The sequence below is a fragment of the Flammeovirga sp. SubArs3 genome (assembly GCF_947387565.1).
Lineage (GTDB): Bacteria > Bacteroidota > Bacteroidia > Cytophagales > Flammeovirgaceae > Flammeovirga > Flammeovirga agarivorans.
Genome location: NZ_CANDOA010000002.1, coordinates 1,142,297 through 1,154,649, shown reverse-complemented (window position 1 = coordinate 1,154,649; position 12,353 = coordinate 1,142,297). Strand labels below are relative to the sequence as shown.

12 protein-coding genes are annotated in these 12,353 nt (G+C 28.3%); all 12 read left to right on the top strand.

Going from position 1 to position 12,353, the window contains the following annotated elements; all coding sequences use genetic code 11:
- On the top strand, nucleotides 1-207 hold a 207-nt coding region (locus tag QL232_RS09210), incomplete at its 5' end, for a UDP binding domain-containing protein (RefSeq protein ID WP_281613899.1).
- Nucleotides 208-220: 13 nt separating this feature from the next.
- Nucleotides 221-1,270 (top strand): dTDP-glucose 4,6-dehydratase, encoded by a 1,050-nt coding sequence (gene rfbB, locus QL232_RS09205; RefSeq protein WP_281613898.1) that lies wholly within the window; start codon nucleotides 221-223, stop codon nucleotides 1,268-1,270.
- Between the two features lie 4 nt (nucleotides 1,271-1,274).
- Nucleotides 1,275-2,153: a glucose-1-phosphate thymidylyltransferase RfbA gene (rfbA, locus tag QL232_RS09200; protein ID WP_281613897.1), complete on the top strand. Its 879-nt coding sequence runs from the start codon at nucleotides 1,275-1,277 to the stop codon at nucleotides 2,151-2,153.
- Between the two features lie 55 nt (nucleotides 2,154-2,208).
- Nucleotides 2,209-3,666, top strand: a complete 1,458-nt coding sequence (locus QL232_RS09195; protein ID WP_281613896.1) for a lipopolysaccharide biosynthesis protein — start codon at nucleotides 2,209-2,211, stop codon at nucleotides 3,664-3,666.
- A gap of 4 nt (nucleotides 3,667-3,670) precedes the next feature.
- A complete protein-coding gene (locus QL232_RS09190) occupies nucleotides 3,671-4,750 on the top strand; it encodes a DegT/DnrJ/EryC1/StrS family aminotransferase (RefSeq protein ID WP_281613895.1) in 1,080 nt (359 codons plus the stop codon).
- An 8-nt stretch (nucleotides 4,751-4,758) separates the two neighbouring features.
- Complete coding sequence (locus tag QL232_RS09185; RefSeq protein WP_281613894.1) at nucleotides 4,759-5,298, top strand: hypothetical protein; 540 nt, start codon at nucleotides 4,759-4,761, stop codon at nucleotides 5,296-5,298.
- Between the two features lie 9 nt (nucleotides 5,299-5,307).
- Nucleotides 5,308-6,198, top strand: coding sequence for a glycosyltransferase (locus QL232_RS09180; RefSeq protein ID WP_348646730.1), 891 nt, complete (start codon nucleotides 5,308-5,310; stop codon nucleotides 6,196-6,198).
- Nucleotides 6,199-6,274: 76 nt separating this feature from the next.
- Nucleotides 6,275-7,417 carry a glycosyltransferase gene (locus QL232_RS09175; RefSeq protein ID WP_281613893.1) on the top strand — a complete coding sequence of 381 codons (1,143 nt, stop codon included), beginning with the start codon at nucleotides 6,275-6,277 and terminating at the stop codon, nucleotides 7,415-7,417.
- Nucleotides 7,418-7,535: 118 nt separating this feature from the next.
- Nucleotides 7,536-8,666 (top strand): UDP-N-acetylglucosamine 2-epimerase (non-hydrolyzing), encoded by a 1,131-nt coding sequence (gene wecB / locus QL232_RS09170; protein WP_281613892.1) that lies wholly within the window; start codon nucleotides 7,536-7,538, stop codon nucleotides 8,664-8,666.
- 101 nt (nucleotides 8,667-8,767) lie between these two features.
- Entirely contained in the window at nucleotides 8,768-9,907 is a 1,140-nt protein-coding gene (locus QL232_RS09165; protein ID WP_281613891.1) for a glycosyltransferase family 4 protein, read from the top strand.
- Nucleotides 9,904-11,148 (top strand): hypothetical protein, encoded by a 1,245-nt coding sequence (locus QL232_RS09160; protein ID WP_281613890.1) that lies wholly within the window; start codon nucleotides 9,904-9,906, stop codon nucleotides 11,146-11,148. The genes QL232_RS09165 and QL232_RS09160 overlap by 4 nt, the downstream gene beginning before the upstream one ends.
- Nucleotides 11,148-12,140 carry a glycosyltransferase gene (locus QL232_RS09155; protein ID WP_281613889.1) on the top strand — a complete coding sequence of 331 codons (993 nt, stop codon included), beginning with the start codon at nucleotides 11,148-11,150 and terminating at the stop codon, nucleotides 12,138-12,140. Before QL232_RS09160 ends, QL232_RS09155 begins: the two co-directional genes overlap by 1 nt.
- Nucleotides 12,141-12,353: the final 213 nt, after the last annotated feature.

Here is a 12,353-nt window from a genome sequence, read left to right as displayed (position 1 = left end):
GTAGTCAATGATCCATACGAAGCAGCTCAAGATGCACATGCTATTGCTATCTTAACAGAATGGGATGAATTTAAAACGTATGATTGGGAAAAAATCCATTCTACAGTATTAAAACCGGGAAATATTTTTGATGGTAGAAATATCTTAGATAAAGAAGCATTAAAAGAGATTGGATTCAATGTTTATAACATCGGAAAACCTGAATAACAAAAAATTTAAAATGAAAGCAATACTTATTACTGGAGGTGCAGGTTTTATCGGATCTCATGTTGTCCGATTAATGGTTAATAAATATCCTGAATATCAAATATTCAATCTTGATAAACTTACTTATGCAGGAAATCTTGGAAACCTTCAAGATATTGAAAATAAGGAAAATTACACTTTCTTAAAAGGTGATATAACTGATGAAAATTTCATCAATAATATCTTTAACCAATATTCATTTGATGGTGTAATTCACCTTGCCGCTGAATCTCATGTTGACCGTTCTATCACTGACCCATTAGCCTTTGCTAAAACAAATATTTTGGGTACAATGGTATTACTTAATGCTTTTAAAACATTGTGGAAAGGACAATGGGAAGGAAAAAGATTTTACCATGTCAGTACTGATGAAGTATATGGTACATTAGGTGAAACTGGGTTATTTGAAGAAACTACACCATATGACCCTAACTCTCCATACTCAGCATCAAAAGCAAGTTCTGATCATTTTGTTAGAGCATATGGCGAAACTTATGGTATACCTTATGTAATAACAAATTGTTCTAATAATTATGGTCAAAATCAATTTCCTGAAAAATTAATTCCTTTATTTATAAATAATATTCTAACGAGTAAACCTCTTCCTGTTTATGGTGATGGAAATTATACTAGAGATTGGCTATATGTTGTAGATCATGCAAGAGCAATTGATTTAGTATACCATAAAGGAGTTGATCATGAGACGTACAATATTGGAGGTTTCAATGAATGGAAGAATATTGATCTTATCAAAGTTTTATGCGAACAGATGGATCAAAAATTAAATAAACCTAAAGGCACTTCTGCTCAATTAATCACGTATGTAAAAGATAGACCAGGACACGATTTAAGGTATGCTATTGATGCCTCAAAAATCAATAAGGAGTTAGGCTGGGAACCATCCGTTACTTTCGAGCAAGGTTTAAGTATTACCATTGATTGGTACTTAAATAATAAAGAATGGTTAGAGAATGTAACATCTGGTAACTATCAAAAATACTACGAATTACAATATCAAAAATAACATCATGAAAGGAATTGTACTTGCAGGCGGTTCAGGCACTAGATTATACCCTATTACAAAGGGAGTTTCTAAACAATTAATGCCTATTTATGATAAGCCAATGATATATTATCCTGTATCTGTTCTAATGCTTGCAGGAATAAAAGAAATCTTAATCATCTCTACGCCTCATGATTTACCAAATTTCCAGAAGCTTTTGGGTACCGGTGAAGAGTTAGGTATGAGTTTTTCATACATAGAACAACCTTCTCCTGATGGGTTAGCACAAGCATTTATTTTGGGTAAAGACTTTATTGGAAATGATGACGTATGCTTAGTTTTAGGTGATAATATATTTTATGGTCATGGCATGACTGAGTTATTACATAAAGCAAAAGACAATGTAACAACTCAACGTAAATCAACCGTATTTGGATACTACGTGAACGATCCTGAACGCTATGGTGTTGCTGAGTTTAATGAAAATGGGGAAGTAATTAGTATTGAAGAGAAACCAACTACCCCAAAATCAAATTACGCAGTTGTCGGGTTATACTTTTATACAAATGATGTAGTAAAAATTGCTCATGAAATTAAACCTTCAGAACGTGGTGAACTAGAAATCACAAGTGTTAACGAGGTCTTTTTAGATAATAAAGAACTTAAGGTTGAATTGATGGGAAGAGGTTATGCATGGTTAGATACTGGTACACACGACTCATTAATTGAAGCCAGTAGTTTTATTCAAACCATAGAAAAAAGACAAGGGTTAAAAGTGGCATGTTTAGAAGAAATAGCTTTTGAACAAGGCTTTATCAACAAAGAACAAGTCCTAAAACTTTCTAAACAATTAATAAAAACAAGTTATGGAAAGTATTTGCACAAGTTATCAAAATCAGATTAATCCATTGTTCTATAGAATTTTCTAATAATATTAAAGGTATATATAACCACAATTAATGTCATCACTAAAGAAACAAAGTACTATTGCATTTGCTTGGGATTTTATTGGCAAAATGACTCGACAGTCTGTTGGGTTTATTATTTCTATATTTTTAGCTCGACTATTAACTCCTGAAGACTTTGGACTTTTGGCCTTGGTGAATGTAATTATTTCCATTTCAATTAGTATGATGGATATGGGACTTGGTGTTGCACTTATTCAACGTAAAGAAGTAACAGACAAACACTATGGCTCTGTTTTTTTCTTTAATGTAACTATTGGAATCCTCTTAGCAATTATTCTGTTTATATCAGCACCATTCGTTGGGAATTTTTATGATAATAAAGAGCTTATTATTATCACTAAAGCCATGTCCCCAATTTTCATTCTCCAATCATTTGGAAATGTAATCAGAATGCGACTTCGCAAGCAACTACAATATGATATTCCTACACAAGGTAATATTATTGCTGCTAGTATTAGTGGTATAATAGGAGTAACATTAGCTTTTTCTGGTTATGGAGTTTGGAGTTTAGTAGTTCAAGCACTACTGAATCCAATATTTAATAATTGTTATTTATTTATAAGGGCTAAGTGGCGACCAAAATTAATATTCTCTTGGAAGGCATTAAAAGAACTTTGGTCTTTTGGTTTAAAAATGTTCTTTTCCAGTATGTTAGATACAACATTTAGACAATTAGACACCTTAATAATTGGCAAATTATTTTCTGAGAAAATCCTTGGTTTCTTTTTTAGAGCTAGATCATTAAACCAATATGTTGTTGAATATTCTTCAAGTAGTATTATGAGCGTTATGCTACCTGCTCTAAGTATTATTCAAGATAATGAAATACGCTTTAAGGATACTGTCTCCAAAACATATCATTTAGTAAGCTTTTTAGCTTTTTTCTTGAGCGGCTTATTATTTGTGACTGGTGACAATCTCATTCTTTTTTTATTTGGAGAAAAATGGTCGCCTTCAATCCCTATTTTCAGATTATTAATATTAACTGCATATGTTTATCCTTTAAGTGCTGTCCTTGTCAATGTATTATCTGCAAAAGGAAACTCGAAGGATTTTTTTTACCTAGAAATCATCAAGAAAGTATTCTTTGGGGTTGCTTTCATCTTTGCTTTTACAGAAGGGCTTGAAACCTACCTAAAAGCCTATATTATTGCTTCTGCATTGGCAGTAGCAACAAATATTTTTTATGCCTCTTGTGAAATAAATGTAACTCAGTGGTGGTTTTACAAAAGAACTTTACCTTATTTAGTAATATCTATAGTAATAGGTGGAGCTATATTTTCTTTAAAAGAATACTTGGGTTTTAATAATTTCATTGATCTATTAATATTGGGTTCTTCTTATTCAATATTTTTTATCGGAATTAGTTATCTATTGAAGGTAAAAGGTTTAAGTTTTATACTTAATGAATTGAATAAATTAAATATTAAAAAACACTTAAAACGTTAATTATATGATCCCCGTTACCAAACCATTTTTACCACCTATAGAGGAATATCAGAAATATGTTAATGATATTTGGAAACGAAACTGGCTAACCAATAATGGCCCTTGTGTTAATGAACTAGAATTAGCTTTAAAAGAAAAATTAAAAATTGATCATTTACTTTTTGTTAACAATGGTACAATTGCCCTACAACTTGCAATAAAAGCATTGAAGTTAAAGGGTGAAATCATTACAACTCCTTTTTCATACGTGGCTACAAGTTCTGCAATAGTTTGGGAGAATTGTAAGCCTGTTTATGCTGATATTGATCCGAAAACGATGAATATTGACCCTATTTCAATTGAAAATAAAATCACAAAAAACACTACTGCAATAATTGCTACTCATGTATATGGCATTCCCTGTGATGTAAAAGCTATAGAGAAAATAGCAAAAAAATATAAATTAAAAGTAATTTATGATGCAGCACATGCTTTTGGAACAATCTATAACGGAAAAAGTCTTTTATCATATGGAGATATATCTACTTTGAGTACACATGCAACCAAGCTATTTCATACCATAGAAGGTGGAGCAATTGTCACTAAACAAGCCAAAGTATTAAAAACCTTAGCTCACATGCGTAATTTTGGACACAATGGCTCAGAAAAGTTCTATGGTATTGGTATCAATGGAAAAAATTCAGAATTACATTCTGCTATGGGGTTAGCCAATTTACCTTATTTGGATAATATTATTCTTAAAAGAGAAAAAGATAGTAAAAGATATGATTCATGGTTATTGAAAAAAGAGCTTATGCGGCCTGAAATCCCCGGAGACACTATTTATAACTATAGCTACTATCCTATAATCTTTAAAAATGAAGCTATATGTCTTAAAGTAAAAAACGAGTTAGAGAAACACGAAATATTTCCACGACGTTACTTTTATCCTAGTTTGTCTACACTACCATATGTTGAAAAATCAGAAACACCAGTTTGTGATAACATTTGTACTAGGATACTTTGCTTACCTTTATATTACAATTTAACAGCAAGTGAAATAGATTTAATATGTAGATTAATTATTAGAACTTTAAAATATTAACCTAAATCATGTCATTTTTAACAAGAAAACAACTAAAAGGTCTTGGGCTCAAAAGTTATGGAGAAAATGTTCAAATATCTGATAAAGTATCTATATATAGTCCTGAAACTATAAGTATCGGTAATAATGTCAGGATTGACGATTTTTGTATTTTATCTGGTAAAATTACTTTAGGTAATTATATTCATATTTCTGCATATTCAGCTTTATATGGTAAAATGGGTATTGTGATGGAAGACTTTACTGGTTTATCACCTCGATGCACAGTTTTTAGTGCAAGCGATGATTTTAGTGGTTTATACTTGATAAGTCCGATGGTACCGTTAGAATACTCAAACGTAACAGGAGGTCTAGTAACTTTTAAACGTTTTTCTCATGCTGGTGCCAATACTGTCATTTTACCCTGTGTTACTCTTAATGAAGGAGCAGTAACTGGAGCTTTGAGTTTAGTAAACAAAGATTTGCAAGCATGGGGAATACATGTTGGAATTCCTGCCACTTATTTAAAAGTAAGGAAGAACGATTTAATCAAATATCTACCTTTATAACGATTTGCAATGAACTTTGAGTCAACAACACTTATGGTCTCAATTTGTATGATTACTTACAACCATGAGATGTATATTGCAGAAGCAATTGAAGGTATTATAATGCAAAAAACGACCTTTCCAATTCGATTAGTGATAGGTGAAGATGGAAGCAGCGATAATACAAGAAAAATTTGTGAAGAATATAAAAACAAATATCCTGAGTTAATAGAACTACTACCGTTTGAAGGTAACTTAGGAATGATGGCAAACTTTATAAAAACATTAAAAGCATGTAAAGGTAAATATATTGCCCTATGCGAAGGAGATGATTATTGGACTGACTCACTAAAATTGCAAAAACAGATTGACTTTCTCACATTAAATGATAAATATTCAATTTGTTTTCATAAAGTTCAACGCATATTAGATGGTAATCCATTAAATGGAACTAGTCATGATTTATTAAGACAGAAAGAATACAATTCTAAAGAAATATTAGAAAATTTTATTGTACCTACAGCCTCTGTTGTTTTTAAAAATAATAACAATGGTGTCTTTAAGCCATTGTTAGATAATAGAGTAATACATGGGGATATAATATTATGGCTATCACTACTTCAGTACGGCAAAGCTTTTTGTCTAGAAGAAAATATGGCTGTTTATCGACTTCAAGAAAATAGTGTTACTAGAAAACCCCTTTCTCCAACACTTTATAAAGCTACTACAAAACATTTCGAATACTTACTCGAATTCCAACCAAATTTAAAGAAGATCATATCACACAAGATAAACGAAGTAAGTTGGAATTTTTATATATCTCAACTTAAAAGGAAAAAATATTCATTTATAATAAATATAATAATTCTATGTCTGAAAGAACCTAAATTATTTTTATATAAATTTAAAAATAAAATATAGAAATAATATATATTTTATATCATTGAACATCCGCTATTCACTTGAAAAAGTTTTGATATAAATAAACTACAAAAACATGATTAAAATTTTAAGTATTAGTACAACACAAGGCATTCCAGTTTTTAAAAAAATAATAAATGCTTTATCAAAAAGCAACAAAAATATTGAGTTATGTGAAATGTTTTTTGGTAAAAATAATAAGTACTATGATGACATTAAAAATCTTCAAATAGATCATTACTACAATTTTGAAGATTACAACGCCTTTAGAAAACAAACTACTTTAATAAAGTTTTATAAGTATTTGTACATAATATTTAAGTTTATTTTTTCAAGTTTTCAAAATGATAAACATATATATTACACTCCAGATTTTCAAATCTTAAGTGTTTTGTTCTTCATGAGTGAATTAGGGTTTTCTCGAAAAAGTAAATTTGTATATCATCAATTTGAAGTCATTGAAGAAAAAAAACTAGACTATGTAAGTATATTACTTTTAAAATACTTCAAAAAGAAGGTAAAAAAAACTGATTTATTCATATTTCCTGAAAAAAACAGAAAATGTCTTTTTTATAAAAAGATGCTTTTAACAGAAGCACCATTTTATATTTTACCTAATACTTGTGATGTCAAAGAAATGAAGCAAAATAAAGCTTTAGTTTTAAATGATATACCACAAGACGTAACAATAGTTGCACATGTTGGAAGATTAGGAGGCGGTAATGATTATTTACCTGAATTCCTTATTGCGATAAAAAAGATGTTCGAATTAAATGAAAATTTTCATTTTTTATTTATTGGAAACTCTACGAAAGAGATTGAAGAATTTCTATTAAACTATAAAGGGAAAAATGTTACTGTTACTGGTTTTATAAACCATAGTGAACTCGATGCTTATTACAGAAGAATAGATATAGGCTTGGTTCTTTATAAAAATACCAGCGAAAATTTCGAATATTGTGCACCAAATAAGTTATATGAATTTTGGTCTTATGGAATACCTGTTTTAGGTCATCAGTTGACAGGATTAGTTGATGTATATAAAGATAAAGAAAATCTAGGAGAACTAATCAAAATGGATGATAATATACAATTCTGTAAAGGATTTAGAAAACTTAATGAGATATCCCATAATGATGTACAAAAAATGTTCAAATTAAATTTTTCTTTCAACTTATTTGAGCAGGGCTTAATTGACAATATTAACAAATTATTATAAAATATTTTTTGAGCTTATGTATTTTGATTAAAAAAAACAATAGAAGTACAAGTCTTTAGTTAAAGATTGTTTATACTATTTTTTTAATAGAATATGCTAGTTAAAATTTAAAATAATCATGAAAAAATTTACAGTTTTTGTTATCCTAGGTACAAGACCTGAAGCAATTAAAATGGCACCTTTAATTATACAATTGAATAAAAATGAGAACTTCATTTGTAAAGTTGTTTCTACTGGACAACATAAAGAAATGCTAAAACAAGTATTTACATTCTTCAAGATTAAAGTTGACTTTGAACTAAATGTAATGACAAAAAACCAAACTTTGTCAAGCTTAAGTCAAAAAATCATTTTAGGACTAGACAAGCTTTTCTTAAATAATAAACCTGATTTAATATATGTACATGGTGACACAACAACTTCAATGGTTTCATCACTTGTTGCTTTTTATCATCAAATTAAAATTGCACACATTGAAGCAGGCCTAAGAACAAATAATTTATTATCTCCATTCCCCGAAGAAGCAAACAGAAAAATAAATGGTGTTTTGGCAAATTTACATTTTGCCCCAACAGAAAATGCAAAGAAATCTTTAATTAAAGAAAATACAGAAAAGTCAAAAATTTTTGTAACTGGAAACACTGTAATTGATGCATTATTTCTAACAAAAAATAAATTAAAATCAAATAATGAACTTACTTTCGATAATGGTTTAAAATTAAAATCACTAAAAGATAAAAAAATCATTCTTGTTACAGGACATCGGAGAGAAAACATAGGTGAAGGTTTTATAAGTATTTGTAAGGCATTAAAAACTATTGCTAATAGACATGAACAAGTACATATTGTATTTCCAGTACATCTAAATCCAAATGTTAAAGATGTCGTATTCAAATATCTATCTCAGGTTAATAATATAACTCTGACATCCCCTTTCTCATACCCGGAATTTGTAAATATTATGTCAGCTTCATATTTAATCTTAACAGACTCAGGAGGAGTACAAGAAGAAGCTCCTAGCCTAGGGGTACCTGTTTTAGTTATGCGAGATACAACAGAGAGACCAGAAGCCGTAGAAGCTGGAACAGTTAAGTTGGTTGGTGCAAATTGTGACCGAATAGTAGATGAAGTAAGCTTGTTATTAACAAACAAAAAATATTATTTTGATATGAGTAAGTCATCAAATCCTTATGGAGATGGTGAAGCATGTAAAAAAATAATTAGTCAAACTATTGATTTTTTAACATAGTCATTTGTATTTAGTTCCACAACGAATCATTTCACAATATAAATGAGTTTATTGCTTATAAATTTTTCTTCATTTTAAATTATAATATGATTAAGTCAAAAATGAAAAAAATAATTGTTGTTGTCTCACATCCTATTCAGTATCATGCACCAATATGGAGAGAACTAGAAAAAGAATCTAAATTAGATAGTGAAGTTTTATTTTGCACAAATCATGGTCAAAATAACTCATTTGACAAGGATTTTGGAATAAGTTTTAAATGGGATATTCCTTTAACTGATGGGTATAAACATAAATTCTTTGAAAATAAACCTTTATTTTTTCTAGGGAATTTTGGCTCAATATTTAATCCAAAAATCATCAAAACACTTGCTTTTGATAAATATGATGCCGTATATTTTCATGGATTCGGTTATTTAACGCATTTTTTAGGCATTCTAATAGCTTTCTTACGAAGAAAAAAAATAATTCTTCGTAATATTTCATATGTATTTGATAAGCCTAAATTGCACAAAAGATTATTGCTTAAATTTTTCTTTAAGACTATAAATAATTTTTTATACATTGGCGAATTAAATCATAATTATTATAAGACTTATGATGTTCCTGACAACAAATTATTATTTGCTCCACATATCGTAAACAATGCACTTTTACAAGAGAAGTATAATCATAATAAGTCATATGATTATATTTTAAAAAAAAAATATAATATACCTGTAGACCACAAAGTAATTCTATTCTGTGGGAAGCTAATCTCAAAAAAACAACCTTTAATTTTACAAAGAGCATTTAACAATCTAAATTTAGCTAAATGGAGTCTTCTTTTTGTAGGGGATGGTAACTTAAAGGATAAATTAATAACGGATGCTAATTCAAATACACATTTTGCTGGATTTATAAATCAATCAGAGATTCATGAAGTTTATCAAATTGCTGACATACTTTGTCTACCATCTAAATTTGGAGAAACTTGGGGTTTGGTTGTAAATGAGGCATTAAATTTTAAATGTGCAATATTAGCTAGTAACCGGGTTGGTTCGTATCCTGAATTAGTTTTAAAAGCAAAAAGTGGCTATGTTTTTGATTTTAATAATGCTAATAATTTACAACATCAGCTACAATCATTAACTAATAATTTAACAGACTTAGAATGTATGAAAACTAATGGTTATAATGCCATTAAAGATTACACTCCTGATAAAATTGTAAAACAAATAAAAAATGCACTTAATATATGAATAATATAATATATTCTACTGACAATCAAAAAGCTCATTTTGTAGGGTTTCATGATATCTCACCATGGAATTCTGAAAACAACTTGCTTGCTCTACACAGAACAGAAAAAGATGACATCAAAATTAGAACAAAAGATGATTATATTGAAATTGTAATTTGGTGCCCAAAAACCAATATTGAAAAAGTAGTTGGAAAAACAAACTGTTGGAATTGGCAACAGGGATCTCGTTTACAATGGCTTCCCAATACAAATAAGATAATATATAACTCCTCAAAAGATAATAAACTTATTTGTACAATTTATGATTATGACACAGAAGATTCATACAATCTTCCATTTCCTATCTACTCAATATCATTTGACGGTAAAAAGGCATTAACTTATAACTTTCATCGATTAGGTAAGTATTGGAAAGGATATGGTTATGTTAGTGGAATATTTAATAATATCTTTTCAATTGATCAAAAAACACCTAAAGATGATGGTATATTTCTTGTGAATTTAGATTCTCAAAAAATAGAAATGTTATTTTCATTTGAGGAATTTGTTGAATTAAAAACCAAAAATGATACGGCAAATAGATTCTTCACACATGCAACATTTAATCATAATGCCACAAAATTTTGTTTTTTTGAAAGGTTTCATACTAAAGAAGGAGCATTGTATTCAAAACTATTTGTTTATAGTATAGAAACTAAGAAATATGATTTAATAGGGGAAGGAAAGTTTAGTCATTTTGATTGGATAGATAATGAGAATATTATGGTTTGGTCTCGACCATCGAAATCATTTCTGAATACAATGAACAAAAAGAATATTTTTTCATTACCAATTGCAAAACAAACTATAAAATTGATTAGAAAGTTAAAACCAAGCTTAAAAAGTAAAATAACTAAAGAAGTTTATAAAATTTATAACCTATCTAGTGAACCTAAAGAAACAAGAACTATTGGAAAAGATCTAATTACATCAGATGGACACCCAATGTTTCACCCAAATAAAAAACATATATTTGTTAACGATACATATCCAGATGAGAATAAAATTCAAACACTAATGCTATTTGATATTAAAAAAAATGAGAAAACAATTTTAGGGCAATTTAATGTTCCGGATAAGTTTATTGATTCTGATTTAAAATGTGACTTACACCCTAGGTTTAATAATAATGGAGACTTAGTATGTATAGATAGTGCACACTCTGGAAAAAGACAAGTATATATATTAACTACAAAATAATGAAATTAACATACATATATCAAAATTACAGAAAAAGTTATACAGGTCTAGGTGAAACTTTTTTACGTGAATTTTTGGCAGAAGGGATCGATCTCTCTGTTTTTGAATTTAAAAATTTAACAAACAATCGTTATTTAAATAAAATATTTTCTATTTTTCTTATTAATAAATTATTTTTTAAATATCAGAATAAAAAACTTATCAAAAGTATTAAAAAAAATCAGTCAACTCATGTCTTTATTTTCAAAGGAACTGATTTACATGAAAATATATTAAAAAAAATCAGTCAAGAAGATGTAAATATTTCAGGGTTTAATCCTGATGATCCTTTTAATAAACAATCATGTAAAGATAATATAGAAAAGTCATTACCGTATTATGATAGTTATTTTATTTGGTCAAAGAATTTAATTAAAAAGATCAAACAAAAAGGAATTAAAAAAGTTTTATATCTACCTTTTGCAGTAGATCCCCAAATAATATATCCAGTAAAACTTAATAATTACATTTATGATATTACGTTTGTTGGTAACTCTGATAAAAAACGTGTTAAACAAATAATTGATTTAGCAGAAAAAGTTGAAGGTAATATCAAAATAGATGTTTTTGGTTTTGGTTGGCCAACTATCAAAAATGTAACGATACACCCACAAGTAAATGAAAGTGAATACCTAAAGGTTATTAGTAATTCTAAGCTTAACATTAATATATTAAGAGAACAAAATATAGGTTCTAATAATATGAGAACATTTGAGATACCTGCAGCAGCTGGAATTATGATTCATGAAGACAGTCATGAAGTTCGTGAAATTTTCAATAACCAAACAGGAATTTATTATTTCAAAAATTCTTCTGATATTATAAACACTTATTACGAAGTCAATCGAGATATTAATAAAATTCAAAAAGAAGTCGATTTATTTTCAGAAAAAATCAAATCAGACACTCATGTTTATAATAATCGGATAAAAACAATAATTGAAAATCTATAATACTTAACATCATTCAAATATTAATTTATTTTAAAATTTAAATCACCTTTCTTATACTCTTATATATAAGAGTATAATATTAAAAAATAATAATCACGACAGTTGTTAATTCATATTCCACAAAATTAAATTATAAATATACTCTTTAAAAGTTGGTTTTTATCAATCTTCTTTAAATTTTTATTAATGAATATATTTTCAATATTTGGTTTG